The sequence below is a fragment of the Microbacterium canaveralium genome, assembly GCF_047238045.1.
GTDB lineage: Bacteria > Actinomycetota > Actinomycetes > Actinomycetales > Microbacteriaceae > Microbacterium.
This window is the reverse complement of record NZ_JBDFMA010000003.1, coordinates 1,517,241-1,535,992: the sequence shown is the minus strand read 5'-3', so window position 1 is coordinate 1,535,992 and position 18,752 is coordinate 1,517,241. Positions and strand designations below refer to the sequence as shown.

At 69.2% G+C, this 18,752-nt stretch carries 14 protein-coding genes and 1 tRNA gene; 13 read left to right on the top strand and 2 right to left on the bottom strand.

The window, feature by feature from the left end; genetic code table 11:
- The 5 genes from gltB (at window position 1) to ABC271_RS08270 (ending at window position 8,444) form a co-directional block, all read left to right on the top strand.
- A complete protein-coding gene (gene gltB / locus ABC271_RS08290) occupies window positions 1–4,578 on the top strand; it encodes a glutamate synthase large subunit (protein ID WP_412924417.1) in 4,578 nt (1,525 codons plus the stop codon).
- Entirely contained in the window at window positions 4,571–6,037 is a 1,467-nt protein-coding gene (locus ABC271_RS08285) for a glutamate synthase subunit beta (protein ID WP_412924416.1), read from the top strand. Before gltB ends, ABC271_RS08285 begins: the two co-directional genes overlap by 8 nt.
- A gap of 55 nt (window positions 6,038–6,092) precedes the next feature.
- Window positions 6,093–7,538 (top strand): pyruvate kinase, encoded by a 1,446-nt coding sequence (pyk, locus tag ABC271_RS08280; protein WP_412924415.1) that lies wholly within the window; start codon window positions 6,093–6,095, stop codon window positions 7,536–7,538.
- Window positions 7,539–7,616: 78 nt separating this feature from the next.
- A tRNA-Leu gene (locus tag ABC271_RS08275) sits at window positions 7,617–7,699 on the top strand.
- A 124-nt stretch (window positions 7,700–7,823) separates the two neighbouring features.
- Window positions 7,824–8,444, top strand: coding sequence for an ANTAR domain-containing response regulator (locus ABC271_RS08270; RefSeq protein WP_022877510.1), 621 nt, complete (start codon window positions 7,824–7,826; stop codon window positions 8,442–8,444).
- Window positions 8,445–8,504: 60 nt separating this feature from the next.
- On the opposite strand, the gene ABC271_RS08265 is transcribed toward ABC271_RS08270, so the two are convergent.
- On the bottom strand, window positions 8,505–8,936 hold the full coding sequence (locus tag ABC271_RS08265) for a hotdog fold thioesterase (RefSeq protein ID WP_412924414.1): 432 nt from the start codon (window positions 8,934–8,936) through the stop codon (window positions 8,505–8,507).
- A 59-nt stretch (window positions 8,937–8,995) separates the two neighbouring features.
- On the opposite strand from ABC271_RS08265, the gene polA reads away from it, so the two are divergent.
- The 5 genes from polA (at window position 8,996) to ABC271_RS08240 (ending at window position 16,746) form a co-directional block, all read left to right on the top strand.
- Complete coding sequence (gene polA, locus ABC271_RS08260) at window positions 8,996–11,635, top strand: DNA polymerase I (RefSeq protein ID WP_412924413.1); 2,640 nt, start codon at window positions 8,996–8,998, stop codon at window positions 11,633–11,635.
- A 68-nt stretch (window positions 11,636–11,703) separates the two neighbouring features.
- Window positions 11,704–13,380, top strand: a complete 1,677-nt coding sequence (locus ABC271_RS08255) for a DUF885 domain-containing protein (protein ID WP_412924412.1) — start codon at window positions 11,704–11,706, stop codon at window positions 13,378–13,380.
- Between the two features lie 95 nt (window positions 13,381–13,475).
- The gene (locus ABC271_RS08250; RefSeq protein ID WP_412924411.1) at window positions 13,476–14,534 is read left to right on the top strand and encodes an LLM class flavin-dependent oxidoreductase; all 1,059 of its coding nucleotides are present in this window, start codon (window positions 13,476–13,478) and stop codon (window positions 14,532–14,534) included.
- Complete coding sequence (locus tag ABC271_RS08245; protein WP_412924410.1) at window positions 14,531–15,871, top strand: MFS transporter; 1,341 nt, start codon at window positions 14,531–14,533, stop codon at window positions 15,869–15,871. Before ABC271_RS08250 ends, ABC271_RS08245 begins: the two co-directional genes overlap by 4 nt.
- Before the next feature lie 74 nt (window positions 15,872–15,945).
- Window positions 15,946–16,746 carry an SGNH/GDSL hydrolase family protein gene (locus tag ABC271_RS08240; RefSeq protein WP_412924409.1) on the top strand — a complete coding sequence of 267 codons (801 nt, stop codon included), beginning with the start codon at window positions 15,946–15,948 and terminating at the stop codon, window positions 16,744–16,746.
- Here ABC271_RS08240 and ABC271_RS08235 read toward each other — a convergent pair.
- Window positions 16,716–17,288 carry a dihydrofolate reductase family protein gene (locus ABC271_RS08235; RefSeq protein WP_412924408.1) on the bottom strand — a complete coding sequence of 191 codons (573 nt, stop codon included), beginning with the start codon at window positions 17,286–17,288 and terminating at the stop codon, window positions 16,716–16,718. The genes ABC271_RS08240 and ABC271_RS08235 overlap by 31 nt on opposite strands.
- A gap of 82 nt (window positions 17,289–17,370) precedes the next feature.
- Here ABC271_RS08235 and ABC271_RS08230 point away from each other — a divergent pair, with 82 nt between their 5' ends.
- Genes ABC271_RS08230 through ABC271_RS08220 form a run of 3 tightly spaced genes read left to right on the top strand, consistent with a single transcriptional unit; the run spans window position 17,371 to window position 18,744 of the window.
- Window positions 17,371–18,033 carry an arsenate reductase/protein-tyrosine-phosphatase family protein gene (locus ABC271_RS08230; protein WP_412924407.1) on the top strand — a complete coding sequence of 221 codons (663 nt, stop codon included), beginning with the start codon at window positions 17,371–17,373 and terminating at the stop codon, window positions 18,031–18,033.
- Between the two features lie 17 nt (window positions 18,034–18,050).
- A complete protein-coding gene (locus tag ABC271_RS08225; protein ID WP_412924406.1) occupies window positions 18,051–18,452 on the top strand; it encodes an arsenate reductase ArsC in 402 nt (133 codons plus the stop codon).
- A 34-nt stretch (window positions 18,453–18,486) separates the two neighbouring features.
- Window positions 18,487–18,744, top strand: coding sequence for a DUF4190 domain-containing protein (locus tag ABC271_RS08220; protein ID WP_412924405.1), 258 nt, complete (start codon window positions 18,487–18,489; stop codon window positions 18,742–18,744).
- Window positions 18,745–18,752 lie beyond the last annotated feature (8 nt).

Sequence of the window (18,752 nt, the reverse complement as noted above, 5' to 3'; positions counted from 1 at the left end):
ATGGCTTCGAGCTCCCGTTCCGGCGCCGTCGGTGGCGCTTTCCCCGCCCGGCAGGGCATGTACGACCCGGCGTTCGAGAAGGACGCCTGTGGTCTCGCCATGGTCGCCACGCTTCGCGGCGAGCCCGGACACGACATCATCGACCTGGCGCTGACGGCTCTGCGCAACCTCGAGCACCGCGGTGCCATCGGGTCGGATGCCGGCACCGGCGACGGCGCGGGCATCCTGACGCAGATGCCCGACGCCTTCCTCCGTGCGGTCGTGGACTTCGACCTGCCGCCGGTGGGGGAGTACGCCGCCGGTCTCGTCTTCCTGCCGGTCGGTCACGAGGAGCGCGCGGCGCAGAAGGCGGGCATCGAGAAGCTCGCCCAGGCGGAGAACCTCACGGTCCTCGGCTGGCGCGAGGTGCCTACCGAGCCCGAGAACCTCGGCAAGCTCGCGTTCGAAGCACGCCCCGCCTTCGAGCAGCTGTTCGTCTCGCACCCCGCGGGGGGCGACCAGCCTGCACTGTCGGGCATCGCCCTCGACCGCCGCGTGTACCGGCTTCGCAAGCGTGCCCGCCACGAGCTCGACGCTTACTTCGTCTCGCTGTCCAGCCGGACCCTCGGCTACAAGGGCATGGTCACGACGCTGCAGCTCGAGCCCTTCTACCCCGACCTGCAGGACGAGCGCTTCGCCTCCGAGCTCGCGGTCGTGCACTCGCGGTACTCGACGAACACGTTCCCGTCGTGGCCGCTCGCGCAGCCGCTGCGCATGCTCGCGCACAACGGCGAGATCAACACGGTCAAGGGGAACCGCAACTGGATGCGCGCGCGTCAGTCGCAGCTCGAGTCCGAGCTGATCGGCGACGTGCGTCCGCTGCTGCCCATCTGCACGGAGGGCGCGAGCGACTCGGCATCCTTCGACGAGGTGCTGGAGCTGCTGACGCTGACCGGTCGCAGCCTTCCGCACGCGATCATGATGATGGTGCCCGAGGCCTACGAGAAGCAGGCCACGATCGACCCCGACCTGCGCGCGTTCTACGACTACCACTCGATGCAGATGGAGCCGTGGGACGGCCCGGCGGCCCTCATCTTCACCGACGGCACGCTCGTGGGCGCCACGCTCGACCGCAACGGCCTGCGCCCCGGCCGCTGGACCGAGACCACGGACGGACTCGTCGTCATCGGTTCCGAGACCGGTGTCCTGGACTTCGCACCCGACCGCATCAAGCGGCGCGGGCGCCTCCAGCCGGGTCGCATGTTCCTCGTCGACACGGCCGAGGGTCGCATCGTCGAGGACGAGGAGATCAAGAAGCAGCTCGCGACGCTCGAGCCGTGGCAGAAGTGGCTGGATGCCGGACGCGTGCGCCTGTCCGAGCTCCCCGAGCGCGAGCACATCGTGCACCCGATCGCGTCGATCACCCGCCGCCAGCGGACTTTCGGCTACACCGAAGAGGAAGTCCGGATCCTGCTGACCCCGATGGGCCAGAACGGCACCGAGCCCCTCGGCGCCATGGGCAGCGACGCACCGGTCGCCGTGCTCAGCGACCGTCCGCGCCTGCTGTTCGACTACTTCACGCAGCAGTTCGCCCAGGTCACGAACCCGCCGCTGGACTCGATCCGCGAAGAGGTCGTCACATCGCTGTCGCTGGGACTCGGTCCCGAGCGCAACCTCCTCGACTGGGGTCCCGAGCACACGCGTACCGTGACGCTGGACTTCCCGGTGATCGACAACGACGAGCTCGCGAAGATCCAGCACATCGACACAGCCCTGCCGGGACGCTCGTCGGTGACGATCCGCGGCCTCTACCGGGTCGAGGCCGGCCACAAGGGCATGCAGAAGCGCATCGCGCAGATGTGCTCCGAGGTCGACCACGCCATCGAGGACGGCGCCGAGTTCATCGTGCTCAGCGACCGCGACTCGAACAAGGACCTGGCTCCGATCCCGTCGCTGCTCATGCTCGCGGCCGTGCACCACCACCTCATCCGCAACGAGACCCGTATGAAGGTCGGGCTCGTGGTCGAGGCCGGCGACGTGCGGGAGGTCCACCACGTGGCGACCCTCATCGGGTACGGCGCGTCGGCGGTCAACCCGTACCTCGCCATGGAGACGGTGGAGTACCTCGTCCGCGCCGGTTTCATCACCGGTGTCACGCCCGAGAAGGCCGTGAAGAACCTGATCTACGCGCTCGGCAAGGGCGTGCTGAAGATCATGTCGAAGATGGGCATCTCGACCGTGTCGTCGTACGCGGGTGCGCAGGTGTTCGAGGCCGTCGGCCTTTCGCGCGAGTTCGTCGACGCGTACTTCACCGGTACCGAGAGCAAGCTGGGCGGCGTCGGACTCGACGTGATCGCGGCCGAGAACGCCGCGCGTCACGAGTACGCCTACCCCGAGGATGCCGCTGCCCGCGCACACGAGCGCCTGTGGACCGGCGGCGAGTACCAGTGGCGCCGCGACGGCGCACCGCACCTGTTCAACCCCGACACGGTGTTCCGCCTGCAGCACGCCACGCGCGAGCGCCGGTACGACATCTTCCGCGAGTACACCAAGCTCATCGACGACCAGGCCCACGAGCTGAAGACGCTGCGCGGCCTGTTCTCGCTGCGCACCGGCCAGCGGCCGCCCGTGCCGATCGACGAGGTCGAGCCGGTCTCGGCGATCGTGAAGCGCTTCTCGACGGGGGCGATGAGCTACGGCTCGATCTCCCAGGAGGCGCACGAGACGCTGGCGATCGCGATGAATCGCATCGGCGGCAAGTCGAACACGGGCGAGGGCGGAGAAGACGTCGATCGTCTGCTCGACCCCGAGCGCCGCAGCGCGATCAAGCAGGTGGCGTCTGGTCGATTCGGTGTGACCAGCCTCTACCTCACCGAGGCCGACGACATCCAGATCAAGCTCGCCCAGGGCGCCAAGCCCGGCGAGGGCGGGCAGCTGCCGCCGACGAAGGTGTACCCGTGGGTCGCCCGCACCCGCCACGCGACCGCGGGCGTCGGACTCATCTCTCCGCCGCCGCACCACGACATCTACTCGATCGAAGACCTCAAGCAGCTCATCTTCGACCTCAAGCGCGCCAACCCCGCGGCTCGCATCCACACCAAGCTCGTGAGCCAGTCGGGCATCGGCGCGGTCGCGGCGGGCGTGGCGAAGGCCCTGAGTGACGTCATCCTCGTCTCCGGACAGGACGGCGGCACGGGCGCGAGCCCGATGAACTCTCTCAAGCACGCGGGCACGCCGTGGGAGCTGGGCCTGGCCGAGACGCAGCAGACGCTCATGCTCAACGGCATGCGCGACCGCGTCGTGGTGCAGGTCGACGGTCAGATGAAGACCGGGCGCGATGTCATCATCGGTGCGCTCCTGGGTGCCGAGGAGTTCGGATTCGCCACGGCGCCGCTCGTCGTCTCGGGCTGCATCATGATGCGTGTCTGCCACCTCGACACGTGTCCGGTCGGCGTCGCGACGCAGAACCCGGTCCTCCGCCAGCGCTTCACGGGCAAGGCCGAGTACGTCGTGAACTTCATGGAGTTCATCGCGCAGGAGGTGCGCGAGTATCTCGCCGCCCTCGGCTACCGCTCGATCGACGAGATCGTCGGCCGCGCCGAGCTTCTCGACGTCAACGGCGCCGTGGAGCACTGGAAGGCACGGGGTCTGAACCTCGCCCCGATCCTCGAGGGTCCGCGGTTCGCCGACGACGAGCCGCGTCGCCACGGCCGCAATCAGAACCACGAGCTCGACGAGCACTTCGACGTGCAGCTCATCGAGCGCGCGCAGGACGTCGTCGCCCACGGCGGTCAGATCACGATCGAGCTGCCCGTGCGCAACACCGCACGCGCGGTGGGGACGATGCTCGGCCACCACGTCACCAAGGCGCACGGCGAGCACGGTCTCCCCGACGGCGCGATCGACGTGCGGCTCACCGGATCGGCCGGGCAGTCCTTCGGCGCGTTCATGCCCTCCGGCATCACGCTGCGCCTCGAGGGCGACTCGAACGACTACGTCGGCAAGGGCCTGTCGGGCGGCAAGATCGTCGTGCGCCCGCCCCGCGGTTCGTCTTTCGAGGCCTCCGAGAACGTCATCGCCGGAAACGTCATCGGCTACGGCGCCACGCAGGGGCAGATGTTCCTGAACGGCGTCGTGGGGGAGCGGTTCCTCGTCCGCAACTCGGGCGCGACCGCCGTCGTCGAGGGCGTCGGCGATCACGCGCTGGAGTACATGACCGGCGGATTGGCCGTCATCCTCGGCGCGACCGGCCGCAACCTCGGCGCCGGCATGTCCGGCGGACAGGCCTACGTGTACAAGCTCGACACCGACCTGGTGAACCGTGAGGCCGTGGCATCCGGTGAGCTCGAACTCGGCCCCCTCGGATCGGGGGATGCCGAGATCCTGCGCGACCTGCTCGAGAAGCACGTCGCGGAAACCGATTCCACGCTCGCCCGTCGTCTGCTCGCGGACTTCGAGGCCGAGGTGGAGAACTTCGTCCGGGTGCTGCCGCGCGACTACGCCGCGGTGATGCAGACCCGCCAGGAGGCCGTCGCCGAGGGGCTCGACCCCGACGGCGAGGTCGTCTGGACGCGCATTCTGGAGGTGACGGGTGGCTGACCCGAAGGGCTTTCTCAAGACCACGCAGCGGGAGCTTCCGCCGCGTCGTCCCGTTCCCGTGCGGATCATGGACTGGAAAGAGGTGTACGAGCCGGGTGACCAGGCCGTCATCCGCCGCCAGGCCGGTCGTTGCATGGACTGCGGCATCCCGTTCTGCCACAAGGGCTGCCCGCTGGGCAACCTCATCCCGGAGTGGAACGACCTCACGTGGCGCGGCGAGGGCCGTGCCGCGATCGAGCGCCTGCACGCGACGAACAACTTCCCGGAGTTCACGGGTCGGCTGTGCCCCGCGCCCTGCGAGAGCTCGTGCGTGCTCGGCATCAACCAGCCGGCCGTGACCATCAAGCAGGTCGAGGTCTCGATCATCGACGAGGCGTTCTCCAACGGCTGGGTCGAGCCCGAGCCGCCGGAGCGCCTCACCGGCAAGACCGTCGCGGTCGTCGGCTCCGGTCCCGCCGGACTCGCCGCCGCTCAGCAGCTCACGCGCGCCGGACACACGGTGGCCGTGTACGAGCGTGACGACCGCATCGGCGGACTCCTCCGGTACGGCATCCCGGACTTCAAGATGGAGAAGCGCCACCTCGAGCTGCGGCTGCGTCAGATGCAGGCCGAGGGCACCCGCTTCCGCGCGGGCGTCGAGATCGGCACCGACATCTCGTGGAGCGACCTGCGTGCCCGCTACGACGCCGTCGTGGTGGCCACGGGCTCCACCGTTCCGCGCGACCTGTCGATCCCCGGCCGCGACCTCGACGGCGTGCACTTCGCCATGGAGTACCTCGTCGAGGGAAACAAGGTCGTCGCGGGCGACCAGGTTCCGCAGCAGATCACCGCGCACGGCAAGCACGTCGTCGTCATCGGCGGTGGCGACACGGGTGCGGACTGCATCGGCACCGCCCACCGCCAGGGTGCGCTGAGCGTCACCAACCTGGCGATCGGCAAGCAGCCGCCCTCCGAGCGTCCGATGGACCAGCCCTGGCCCATGATGCCGAACCTGTTCGAGATGGCCTCCGCACACGAGGAGGGCGGGGAGCGCACGTTCCTCGCCTCGACGGTGGAGTTCCTCGGCAACGACGCGGGCGAGGTGCGCGCTCTGCGCGTCGCCGAGACCGAGTACGTCGACGGACGCCGTGTGCCCAAGAGCGGCACCGAGCGCGAGATCCCCGCCGACCTGGTGCTCATCGCGATGGGCTTCACCGGTCCCGAGCGGGAGAACCTCGAGCAGCAGCTGGGCGCGCAGTTCACCTCTCGCGGGAACGTCGAGCGCGACGCCACCTACGCCACGACCGCGCCCGGCGTGTTCGTCGCGGGCGATGCCGGTCGCGGCCAGTCGCTGATCGTCTGGGCCATCGCCGAGGGTCGTGCCGCGGCGTCCGAGGTCGACACGTTCCTCATGGGCGAGACGGTGCTCCCCGCACCCGTGCGCCCGACCGATGTCGCCATCGGCCTCCTGCCCGCCTAAGCTGGCAAGGGCCGATCGGCCACTTCCCGAATATCCTCACGGAGCTTGAAAACGGATGAGACGCGCCAAGATCGTCGCAACCCTCGGCCCCGCCACGTCGTCGTATGAAATGGTTCGCGCCATCATCGACGCCGGGGTGGACGTCGCCCGACTGAACCTGAGCCACGGAGACTATTCCGTGCACGACGCCAACTTCGCCAATGTGCGCAAGGCGGCCGAAGACGCGGGCCGCCCGGTCGCCGCGCTCGTCGACCTGCAGGGTCCCAAGATCCGCCTCGGCAAGTTCGAGAACGGTCCCCACGATCTCGCCCCCGGCGACATCTTCAAGATCACGATCGAGGACATCCTCGGCACGAAGGAGATCGTCGGCACCACCTTCAAGGGGCTGCCGCAGGACGTGCGTCCCGGCGACTTCCTCCTCATCGACGACGGCAAGGTCCGGGTCGAGGTCGTCGAGACCGACGGCACCGTCGTGACCACCAAGGTCATCGTCGGCGGACCGGTGTCCAACAACAAGGGCATCAACCTTCCCGGCGTGGCCGTGAACGTCCCCGCCCTGAGCGAGAAGGACGAGGCCGACCTGCGCTGGGGCCTGCGCGCGGGAGCCGACCTCATCGCCCTGTCGTTCGTCCGGGATGCCACGGACATCGAGCGCGTGCACGAGATCATGGGCGAAGAGGGACGCTACATCCCCGTCATCGCCAAGATCGAGAAGCCGCAAGCGGTCGACAACCTCGAAGAGATCATCGACGCGTTCGACGGCATCATGGTCGCCCGCGGCGACCTGGGTGTGGAGCTCCCGCTCGAGGCTGTGCCGATCGTGCAGAAGCGCGCGGTCGAGCTGTCGCGCCGCATGGCGAAGCCCGTCATCGTGGCCACCCAGATGCTCGAATCGATGATCACGAACCCCGTGCCCACGCGCGCCGAGACCAGCGACGTCGCCAACGCGGTGCTCGACGGTGCCGACGCCGTGATGCTCTCGGGCGAGACGAGCGTGGGCGCGTACCCGGTCGTCGTCGTCGAGACGATGGCCCGTATCGTGCAGTCCACCGAGGAGCACGGCCTGGAGCGGATCGCTCCGCTGACGAACAAGCCGCGCACCCAGGGTGGCGCGATCACGCTCGCCGCCGTCGAGGTGGCCGACTTCGTCGAGGCCAAGTACCTGTGCGTGTTCACCGAGTCCGGTGACTCGGCCCGCCGCATGTCGCGCCTGCGTTCCACGATCCCGATGATCGCGTTCACGCCCGAGCCCGGCATCCGCCGCCGTCTCGCGCTGACGTGGGGCGTGCGCTCGACGCTCGTCGAGCACGTGTCGCACACCGACAAGATGTTCCTCCAGGTGGACGACCACCTCCTGTCGAACGACCTCGCGAAGGTCGGCGACAAGGTCGTCGTGATCTCCGGTTCCCCTCCCGGAATCGCCGGTTCCACGAACGACCTGCGCGTGCACCGCGTGGGCGACGCACTGCACGGCGCAGCTCCGGGCTACAAGGACAACTGACCCTCGGGCGACGCGCGCCGGTTCCGCCGGCGCGCGTCGCCTCCTCCCCGCCAGGTAGGTTGGGGAAGCGAAACACCGGCCGGTGTGGCGGAATGGCAGACGCGGGGCACTCAAAATGCTCTGTCCGAAAGGGCGTGTGGGTTCGAATCCCACCACCGGCACGATGACGGGTCGGCTCCTTCGCGGGGTCGACCCGATATCCTTTTTCCCCGCGGTGCCGGACAGCACCGCACTCCGAGGTCGCCGTACCGGTGCTCCTCGCAGACTCAGCCATAGGATGGAACCGTGACAGATCACGAAGCCGCGCCGGTGAGCGCGCCCACCGCCCCCCGTCGCGTCGTCGTGGCGGAAGACGAGTCGCTCATCCGCCTCGACATCGTCGAAATCCTGCGCGACAACGGCTTCGACGTCGTCGGCGAAGCCGGTGACGGCGAGACCGCCGTCCAGCTGGCCACCGAGCTGCGCCCCGATCTGGTGATCATGGACGTGAAGATGCCGCAGCTCGACGGCATCAGCGCGGCCGAGAAGCTGAGCAAGAACCACATCGCCCCGGTGGTGTTGCTGACGGCGTTCAGCCAGAAGGAGCTCGTGGAGCGCGCGAGCGAGGCCGGCGCGCTGGCCTACGTGGTGAAGCCGTTCACGCCCAACGATCTGCTTCCGGCGATCGAGATCGCCCTGGCCCGGTACGAGCAGATCATCACGCTCGAGGCCGAGGTCGCCGACATGGTCGAGCGCTTCGAGACGCGCAAGCTCGTCGACCGCGCGAAGGGCCTGCTGAACGAGAAGATGGGCCTGTCCGAGCCCGAGGCGTTCCGCTGGATCCAGAAGGCGTCCATGGACCGCCGCCTCACGATGCAGGACGTGGCGAAGGCCATCATCGAGCAGCTGGCCCCGAAGAAGGGCTGACGCTCGCAGATCAACGAGAAATGGATGCCACCGCGGTGGCATCCATTTCTGTTTCCGGCCTCAAGAGGCCGGCGCGTCCTTGATCATGTTCGTGATGCGGATCGTCGAACAGCGGCGACCCTGCTCGTCGGTGACGGCGATTTCATGGACGGTGAGCGAGCGGCCGAGGTGGATCGGGGTGCAGACGCCGGTCACGACGCCCGAGGTCGCGGAGCGGGTGTGGGTGGCGTTGATGTCGATGCCCACGGCGAGCCGTCCGGCTCCGGCGTGCAGGTTGGCCGCCATCGAGCCGAGCGACTCACCGAGAACGACGTACGCGCCGCCGTGGAGGAGACCGACGGGCTGAGTGTTGCCCTCGACGGGCATCGTGGCGACGCAGCGCTCGATCGAGAACTCGACCCACTCGATGCCCATCTTCTCGGCGAGGGCGCCCATGCCGCGCTGCTTCGCCCAGTCGAGTCCGGACGTGGTGTCGGGTGTCGTGGAGGTCATCGTCGCCTTCCGAGGGCCGCGGCCGGGGGAGTGTCCGTGGTTCTCGTTACGCTGGACGAGTGACGGATGCCGAAAAGCCTACTCTCCTCGTCGTCGACGGCCACTCGCTGGCCTACCGGGCGTTCTACGCTCTCCCCGTCGACAACTTCTCCACGAAGGACGGTCAGCACACGAACGGCATCTACGGCTTCCTGTCGATGTTCGTCAACCTCGTGAAGGCCGAGAAGCCCACGCATCTCGCGGTCGCCTTCGACACCTCGAGGCAGTCCTTCCGTACGAAGGAGTACAGCGAGTACAAGGCCAATCGCAGCGAGTCCCCGGCCGAGTTCAAGGGACAGATCCCGCTCCTGCAGGACTGCCTCCGCGCCCTGAACGTCCCCGTGCTGACGAAGGAAGAGGTCGAGGCTGACGACATCCTGGCGACCCTCGCGACCGAGGCGTCCGCCGAGGGGTTCTCCGTGCTCGTGTGCTCGGGTGACCGCGACACGATCCAGCTGGTCAACGACGACATCACGCTGCTGTACCCGAACGTGCAGGGCGTGTCGCAGCTCAAGCGCTACGACACCGAAGCCGTCATCGAAAAGTACGGTCTCCCGCCCGCGCAGTACCCCGAGATCGCGGCACTCGTCGGCGAGACGAGCGACAACCTCCCGGGCGTGCCCAAGGTGGGGGAGAAGACCGCCGTGAAGTGGCTGACGCAGTGGGGTTCGCTCGAGGCGCTGCTCGAGAACGCCGACAAGGTGACCGGCGTCGCGGGCAACAACCTGCGCGAGCACCTCGACGACGTCACGCGCAACCGTGCGTTGAACCGTCTGCTGCGCGACGTCGACCTGCCCCTCGGGCCCGCCGATCTGGCCGTGCAGCCCATCGACACCCAGGCCGTGCGCGACATCTTCGCCCGCCTCGAGTTCCGAACCCTCCTGCCGCGCGTCTTCGATGCGTTCGGCGCCGATCCCGCCGCGGGGGCCGAGCCGGCCCTGCCGACGGCCACCGCGCCGGTTCCGGCCGTTCTCGACGCGGAGGGCATCGCCGCCTGGGCGACCTCGGCCTCCGGTACCGTCGGCGTCACGGTGGATCTAGCCGGACAGAGGCCATCGCGGATCGGCCTGGCAACCGCGGACTCCGCGGCCGAGGCCGACTGGACCGACGCTGTGCGCGACGCTCTTGCCGGGTGGCTGGCATCCGATGCCCCGAAGACCTTCGCCGGCGCGAAGCCCCAGCTGAAGGCCCTCGCCCGCCACGGCGTCGAGGTCGGAGGGATCGCCGACGACGTGATCCTCGCGGGGTGGCTCGTGCGGCCGAGTTTCCCCGACAAGACCCTGGCCGACCTCGTCGACCGCTACCTCGGTGAGAAGCTTCCCGAGGCCGATCCGACGCAGCTCGTACCCGAGACCGAGGGTGCCACCCCCGGCCAGCTGTCGTGGTACGTGCGTCGGGTGTCGGATGCCCAGCGCGAGGAGTTGCCGGGCCGCGTGGCCGAGGTGCTCGACACCATCGAACTGCCCACGCTCAGCGCCCTGGCCGACATGGAGCTGGCCGGTGTCGCCGTCTCGCATGAGAAGCTGGCGCGATTCTCCGGCGAGTTGGCTGCACGGGCCGACGAGCTCGCGCAGCAGGCGTATGCCTCGATCGGCCACGAGGTCAACCTGGGCTCCCCGAAGCAGCTGCAGGAAGTGCTCTTCGACGAACTGCAACTGCCGAAGACCCGCAAGACCAAGAGCGGATACACCACGGATGCCGCGGCGCTGGCCGACCTGCAAGAGAACGCGCACCACCCCTTCCTCGACCTCCTGCTGCGTCACCGCGAAGCGACCAAGCTCAAGCAGATCATCGACGCCCTCGACGCGGCGATCGGCGCCGACGGCCGCGTCCACACGACGTACGTGCAGACCGGCAGCCAGACCGGACGCCTCTCCAGCACCGACCCGAACCTGCAGAACATCCCGATCCGCACCGAGGAGAGCCGTCGCATCCGCGCCGCGTTCGAGGTCGGCGAGGGGTACGAGACGCTCCTGACCGCCGACTACTCGCAGATCGAGATGCGCATCATGGCCCACCTCTCCGGTGACCCCGGGCTCATCGAGGCGTTCAACTCCGGCGAAGACCTGCACCGATTCGTCGGCTCCCGCGTGTTCGGGGTCGAGCCGTCGGAGGTCACGCCGGCCATGCGCACCAAGGTCAAGGCCATGTCGTACGGTCTCGTCTACGGGCTGTCGGCGTTCGGGCTGTCGAAGCAGCTACGGATCGAGCAGTCCGAGGCCAAGCAGCTCATGCTGGAGTACTTCGCCCGGTTCGGCGCCGTGCGCGACTACCTGCGCGGGTCGGTCGAGCAGGCCCGGCAAGACGGGTACACCGAGACGATCTTCGGGCGCCGGCGGCCGTTCCCCGACCTCACGAGCATGAACCGTGTGCTGCGCGAAAACGCCGAGCGCGCCGCGCTCAACGCCCCGATCCAGGGCAGCGCCGCCGACATCATGAAGATCGCGCTGTTCCGCATCCGCGAGGAACTGGCATCCACGGGTCTGCGCTCGCGTGTGCTGCTGCAGATCCACGACGAACTCGTCGTCGAGGTCGCGCCGGGGGAGTGGGACGCGGCGGAGAACATCGTCCGAGCCCGGATGGCCGACGCCGCCGACCTTTCCGTGCCCCTCGACGTGCAGATCGGTCGCGGCGGCGATTGGGACGAGGCCGGGCACTGACCCCGGCCTCGGGGTGGCGGTCGGCACCCCGGGTGGTCAGGCCACCGGCCCATGCCTAGGCTCGACCTATGACTGATGCACAACGCACTCCCACGGCGATCGACACGATCGCCGACGCGTGGGTGGACACCCTGGCCGAGCGCGTGCCGACGCTCGCGACCTACATCGGACGCACGGAATACAACGACCGTTTCGGCGACTACAGTCCGGAGGGCGCCAACGAGCTCGCCGATCAAGCCCGGGCGACCAAAGCAGCCCTCGACAACGCCACTCCCGTCGACGCGATCGACGAGGTCACGAGAATGGACCTCGGTCGCGAGCTCGACCTGCACCTCGAACTCCACGCCGCGAACACGCACCTGCGCGACGTGAACGTGATCGCCTCGCCCGCTCAAGACCTGCGGCAGGCGTTCGACCTCATGCCGACCGCGACGATCGACGACTGGTCGACGATCTCGACGCGTCTGAAGGCCCTGCCCGCGGCGATCGACGGGTACATCGCGACGTTGCGCGAAGGCATCGCTCGGGGTGTGGTCCCCGCACGGCGTCAGGTGACGGAGGTCGCGACCCAGATCGCGCGCTACACCGCCGACACCGGCTTCTTCGCCGAGTTCGTGGGGGACGCGGGCCCCGACGAGGGGCAGTTGCCCGCGTCGCTCGCGCGCGACCTCGATCAGAACGCCGGTGCCGCGCGCGTCGCCTACGACGCGCTGGCATCCTTCCTTTCGTCCGAGCTGGCCCCCGTCGCGGGCGAGACCGACGGCGTGGGCCGCGAGCTCTACGCCCTGCACTCGCGTCAGTTCCTCGGCGCCACCATCGACCTCGACGAGACGTACGACTGGGGTGTCGAAGAGCTCGCGCGCATGGTGGCCGAGCAGGAGTCGATCGCGAACGAGATCCTCCCCGGCGCCAGCGTCGAAGAGGCGGTGGCGTTCCTCGAGAAGGATGAGTCGCGGAAGCTGCACGGCACCGCGGCCCTCCAGGAGTGGATGCAGCGCACGAGCGACCAGGCGGTGGAAGAGCTGGGGCGCACCCACTTCGACATCGCCGACCCGATCCGCCGCCTCGAGTGCATGATCGCCCCCACGAAGGAGGGCGGCATCTACTACACCGGTCCCACTGACGACTTCTCGCGCCCGGGCCGCATGTGGTGGTCGGTGCCGGAGGGCGTCGACAGCTTCGACACGTGGCGCGAGCTGACCACGGTCTATCACGAGGGCGTTCCGGGTCACCACCTCCAGATCGCTCAGGCCGTCTACAACCGGGGTCAGCTGAACTCGTGGCGGCGTCTGCTCGCCGGAACCAGCGGACACGCCGAGGGCTGGGCGCTGTACGCCGAACGCCTCATGGAGCAGCTCGGCTACCTCGACGACCCCGCCGATCGCCTCGGCATGCTCGACGGGCAGCGCATGCGCGCAGCGCGCGTCGTGCTCGACATCGGCGTCCACCTCGGCAAGCCACGGCTGGACGGCGAGGGCGTCTGGGATCACGACTACGCGCTCGCGTTCATGCTGCGCAACGTCAACATGCCCGAGGAGTTCGTCCGGTTCGAGGTCAACCGCTACCTCGGTTGGCCGGGACAGGCTCCGTCGTACAAGGTCGGCCAGCGCATCTGGGAGCAGGTGCGCGACGAGGCTCGCGAGAGAGAAGGCGCCGACTTCTCGATGAAGGCGTTCCACACGAAGGCGCTGGGAATCGGCGGCGTCGGACTCGACACACTGCGGGCTGCTCTGGCATCCGCGTGAATCGAGATCGGGGCGTTTCCCCGAGGAGACGCCCCGATTCTCGGGAATACCGCCGGGGGGCATAAAGTTCATTCATCCGAATGCAAGGAGACGCCATGAACGATCGCCCGCTCGAGCTCGGACTCGACACCTTCGGAGACATTTCCCGCGGACCCGACGGGAGCCTGCAGTCCGACGCCCAGACGATCCGCAACGTCGTCGACCAGGCCGTGCTCGCCGACGAGGTCGGGCTGTCGTTCTTCGGCGTGGGGGAGCACCACCGCAAGGACTTCGCGGTCACGAGCCCCGAGATCGTCCTCGCCGCCGCCGCAGCCCGCACGAAGAACATTCATCTCGGCACGGCGGTCACCGTTCTCTCGTCGGATGACCCGGTGCGGGTCTTCGAGCGCTTCTCCACCCTGGATGCCGTGTCGAACGGCCGCGCCGAGGTCATCCTCGGCCGCGGATCGTTCATCGAGTCGTTCCCGCTGTTCGGATACGACCTGCGCGACTACGAGCAGCTCTTCGAGGAGAAGCTCGAGCTGTTCTCGCTGCTCCTCGACGAGAAGCCGGTGACGTGGTCGGGACGCACGCGCGCCGCCCTCGAGGACGCCGACGTGTACCCGAAGACCGAGAACGGGCTGAAGGCGTGGGTCGGCGTCGGCGGATCGCCGGAGTCGGTGGTTCGCGCTGCGCGGTACGGCTACGGCCTCGTCCTCGCGATCATCGGTGGCTCGTCCGCGCGATTCCGTCCCTTCGCCGACCTGTACCGTCGGTCGCTCGAAGAATTCGGCAAGCCGCAGATGCCGATCTCGGTGCACTCGCCCGGGCACATCGCCGCTACAGATCAGCAGGCGTGGGAAGAGGCGTACGAGGGCGTCGCCGCGCTCAACAACACGATCGGCCGCGAGCGCGGGTGGCCCGAGTACAACCGCCTGCGGTTCCAGCACGACGTCGGCCCCGAGGGATCGATGTACATCGGTTCGCCCGAGACCGTCGCCCGCAAGATCGCCGCGACCGTTCGGGCGCTGGGCAACACGCGTTTCCAGCTGAAGTTCGCCAGCGGATCGATCTCGCACGACCGGCTCCTGTCGAGCATCGAGCTGTACGGCACGCGCGTCCTCCCGCTCGTGCACGAGATGCTCGCCGAGACCGAGACGGCCGGCATCCGGTGACCACCTCGACCGACGTCGCGGCCATCGCGGAACGCCTCGACGCTCTCCCGTTCACCCGCCGCCACGCGCGGGTGCTCGGCGGATCGGGGATCGGCTGGGCCCTGGATGCCATGGACGTCGGGCTCATCTCGTTCATCATCGCCGCGCTCGCGGCGCAGTGGCAGCTCGCGCCGTCCGAGACGTCATGGATCGCGTCGGCCGGTTTTGCCGGGATGGCGATCGGCGCGAGCCTGGGCGGGCTGCTCGCCGACCGGTTCGGCCGGCGCCGCGTCTTCGCGATCACGCTCCTCGTCTATGGCGTGGCGACGGGAGCGAGCGCGCTCGTCGGCGGGCTCGTGGCTCTCCTGATCCTCCGCTTTATCGTCGGGCTCGGCCTCGGTGCGGAGCTGCCCGTCGCGTCGACCTACGTGAGCGAGTTCGCTCCGGCCCGGATGCGCGGCCGCGTCATCGTCTTCCTCGAGGCGTTCTGGGCGATCGGCTGGACGGCATCCGCCGTGATCGGCTACCTCGTCGTCCCCTCGTCGGTCGACGGCTGGCGCTGGGCGTTCGCGCTCGGCGCGATCCCCGCCGCGTACGCGCTGCTCGTGCGCTGGGGGCTGCCCGAGTCGCCGCGCTGGCTGTCGAGCCGGGGGAGGGATGCCGAGGCTTCGGCGATCGTACGCGACTTCGAGGCGGCTGCCGGTCGGGTGTCGTTCACCCCCGCTCCGACCGAGACCGGCCCGACGCATGCCGCGCCTCGCGCCCGGGTATCCGCGCTGTGGGCGGCACCGCTCCGCGGCCGGACCGCGGCGCTGTGGGTGCTGTGGTTCTGCGTGAACTTCTCGTACTACGGGGCGTTCATCTGGATCCCGACGATCCTCGTGTCGCAGGGGTACGACCTGGTGCGGTCCTTCGGCTTCACGCTCATCATCACGCTCGCTCAGCTGCCCGGGTACGCCGTCGCGGCGTGGCTCATCGAGGCGTGGGGGCGCCGGGCGACGCTGGCGACGTTCCTCTCCGGGTCGGTGGTGGCCGCGGTGTTGTTCGGCACGGCATCCGGTGAGGTCGCCGTGATCGCCGCGGGGATGGCGCTGTCGTTCTTCAACCTCGGCGCGTGGGGCGCGCTGTACGCCGCCACCCCCGAGACCTACCCGACGCCGTTGCGCGCAACGGGCGCGGGCTGGGCCGCAGGCGTGGGCCGCATCGCCTCCATCGTCGCGCCGCTGACCGTTCCGCCGCTGCTGGGTCTCGGCGGTGCGCCGCTGCTGTTCGTGGTGTTCGCGGCGTTCTTCGCCGTCGCGGTCGTGGCCGCGCTGTTCCTCCGCGAGGAGCGGGGTCGGGCGCTGGCCGAGGGCTGAGCTGGGGCGCGCGTGCCCGCTGCCCGGTTTGGGGCCCCGCGCCGCGCCTCGGCCCCCGCGCGTAGGCTGAGCGGATGGCATCCGTGCGCTTCGTCGCCATCGGCGATTCGTTCACCGAAGGCGTCGGCGACGAGCTGCCCGACGGCACCGTCCGGGGGTGGGCCGATCTCGCGGCGCAGGGGTGGGCGGATGCCATCGGCGAACCGATCCAGTACGCGAACCTCGCGATCCGCGGGAAGCTCGTGCAGCCCATCGTCGATGAGCAGCTGGAGCCGGCGCTGGCCCTCAAGCCGACCCACCTCTCATTCAACGGCGGCGGCAACGACATGCTGCGACCCCGCACCGGCATCGAGCGGATCGTCGACGTCTTCGATCACGTGCTGCGCCGCTGTGATGAGGAGGGTGTGCAGCTGATCGTGCTGTCCGGCGCGAACCCGTCCGCGGGGCTGCCGCTCGGCCGGGTCGTCCAGACGCGGGGCGATCGTCTGTCCCATGCGGTCGAAGCGCGGCTGCGGAGCCGCCCCGACGTCACCACGGCATACAACTGGTTCGACCGCGAGCTCGCCGGTGGGGACTTCTGGTCCGTCGACCGTCTGCACATGAACGCCCGCGGTCATCACCGTGTCGCCGCCCGCGTGCTGGAATCGGTGGGCGCTACGGCGCCGGCCGAGTGGTGGCACCTTCCGGAGATCCCTGAGATCCAGCGACTGAAGGGCACGGCGTACTACCGCGAGCACGTCGCACCGTGGGTGCGCCGACGCCTGACGGGGACCTCGTCGGGCGACGGACGCGCAGCGAAATTCGAAGGCGGCTGGACGAAATTGACTCCGCTGCCGGAACGGGATCAGGCCTCGGACGTCCCGCCCACCGCGTAGACGAGCTCTACGAACTGGCCCGCGCGCTTCGCGTCCACCAGCGTCAGCCGGTCGGCACCGAGCACTCGGGGGAGGAGCGGCTTCCCCGAGCCGAGGGTCACCGGCGCGACGGAGAGACGGATCTCGTCGAGCACCCCCGCGTCGATGAACTGTCCGGCGAGGTCGCCGCCGCCGACGATCCACACGTCGCCGCCGGCAGCGGCATCCCGGATCGACTCCCACTGCGCCTGGACACCGCCGGACACCAGACGGATGTCGGCCCCCGGCACGGGCGGCAGCGAGCGCGATGAGAAGACGAAGGTCGGCCGCGTGCCGTAGAACCCCGCCCACTTCTCCGGCTCGTCGAGGAGCCGCTCGTGGCGGAGAAGCCATTCGTATGTCGCCGAACCCATCACGAGCGCGCCGACCCCGGAGAGGAAACCGCCGAACGCCGCCTCCGCCTCGTCGCTGCCGGGAACGGCGAAGAGCCAGTCGAGCGCGTCGTCGGTGGTCGCGAGATATCCGTCGAGGGTCGTAGCGGTATGGAAGATCGTGCGCGTCATGCCCCGCACGGTACCGGTGACGTCCGACACCGCAGGACTCCGGGAGTTGCGAATCGCATCTAACTCAACCACTATTGAGGCGATGTCCTCCGCCCCTCTCGAACTCCGCGCCGCGCGGCATGCCGCGCTGGCGGAACCCGCACGGCTGCGCGTCGTCGACCTGCTCGCGCTCGGCGACCTGTCGCCGCACGAGCTGGGGGAGCGGCTCGGGATGGCATCCAATCTCCTCGCGCACCACCTCAAGGCCCTCGACGCGGCGGGACTGATCGAGCGCCGGCGGTCGGAGGGCGACGGCCGCCGCAGCTACGTGCGTCTCGTCGCGGACGCCCTGCCCGCGGAGGGGCGCGACGTGGCCCTCCGCGCTCCGCGGGTCGTGTTCGTGTGCACCGCGAACTCCGCGCGCTCGCAACTCGCCGAGCACCTCTGGCGAGCGCGCACGTCGATGGAGACCGCCTCTGCCGGGACCATGCCCGCAGACGGCGTCGCCGCGGGCGCGGTCGCCGTCGCCGCCGTGCACGGACTCGACCTGTCCGGGGCCACCCCGAAGACTCTGGATCAGGTCGAACGACCCGACGACCTGCGCATCACGGTATGTGATCGCGCGCGAGAGACGCTGGCATCCGCCGATCTGCACTGGTCGATCCCCGACCCCGTCCGCGTCGGCACGCCCGACGCGTTCGAGGCCGCCTTCGACGAGATCTCCCACCGCATCGACGCCCTGCTGCCGCACGTGCGCGCCGCCTGATCCCGAGAGAGAATCCCATGTCCCGTCCCACCGTCCTGTTCGTCTGCGTCCACAACGCCGGTCGATCACAGATGGCCGCCGGCTACCTGCAGCACCTCGCGGGCGACCGCATCGACGTTCTTTCGGCCGGCTCCGAGCCCAAGGATCAGATCAACCCCGTCGCGATCGACGTCATGGCGGAGGAGGGCATCGACATCGCGGGGAACACCCCGAAGATCCTCACGGTGGATGCCGTCCGCGAGTCCGACGTCGTCATCACGATGGGGTGCGGCGACGCGTGCCCGATCTTCCCCGGCAAGCGATACGAGGACTGGCAGCTCGATGACCCGGCGGGACAGGATGCCGACGCGGTCCGCCGGATCCGAGACGACATCCGGGGCCGGGTCGAGGCCTTGATCGGAGAACTCGCGACCGCGTGATGCGCGCGAAACGGCAGGGCGCTACGCTCCCGTCATGACCGCGCCCGCGCCGCCGCGCACCAATACGCTGGCCCTCGTTGGCTTCATCGCCGCCTTCATCGTCCCGATCGCGGGCCTCGTGCTCGGCATCATCGCCCGGAACCAGCTGAAGCGCCCGGGCAACGTCGAGACCGGCACGGGGCTCGCGCGGTGGGCCATGATTCTCGGTGCCCTGGGATCGGCCGCGACGCTGGTTTTCTTCCTCGTCTGGCTCGGGCTCTTCGTCAGCCTAATCACCGGGCACGCCGCCTGACGCGACAG

What these genes read in the sequence shown, in the direction of transcription:
- ABC271_RS08225 (WP_412924406.1), top strand. Translation starts at nt 18,051, where the DNA reads ATGTCCCGTCCCACCGTCCTGTTCGTCTGCGTCCACAACGCCGGTCGA.
- gltB (WP_412924417.1), top strand. Translation starts at nt 1, where the DNA reads ATGGCTTCGAGCTCCCGTTCCGGCGCCGTCGGTGGCGCTTTCCCCGCC.
- pyk (WP_412924415.1), top strand. Translation starts at nt 6,093, where the DNA reads ATGAGACGCGCCAAGATCGTCGCAACCCTCGGCCCCGCCACGTCGTCG.
- ABC271_RS08240 (WP_412924409.1), top strand. Translation starts at nt 15,946, where the DNA reads ATGGCATCCGTGCGCTTCGTCGCCATCGGCGATTCGTTCACCGAAGGC.
- ABC271_RS08255 (WP_412924412.1), top strand. Translation starts at nt 11,704, where the DNA reads ATGACTGATGCACAACGCACTCCCACGGCGATCGACACGATCGCCGAC.
- ABC271_RS08250 (WP_412924411.1), top strand. Translation starts at nt 13,476, where the DNA reads ATGAACGATCGCCCGCTCGAGCTCGGACTCGACACCTTCGGAGACATT.
- ABC271_RS08235 (WP_412924408.1), bottom strand. Translation starts at nt 17,288, where the DNA reads ATGACGCGCACGATCTTCCATACCGCTACGACCCTCGACGGATATCTC.
- ABC271_RS08265 (WP_412924414.1), bottom strand. Translation starts at nt 8,936, where the DNA reads ATGACCTCCACGACACCCGACACCACGTCCGGACTCGACTGGGCGAAG.
- ABC271_RS08220 (WP_412924405.1), top strand. Translation starts at nt 18,487, where the DNA reads ATGACCGCGCCCGCGCCGCCGCGCACCAATACGCTGGCCCTCGTTGGC.
- ABC271_RS08230 (WP_412924407.1), top strand. Translation starts at nt 17,371, where the DNA reads ATGTCCTCCGCCCCTCTCGAACTCCGCGCCGCGCGGCATGCCGCGCTG.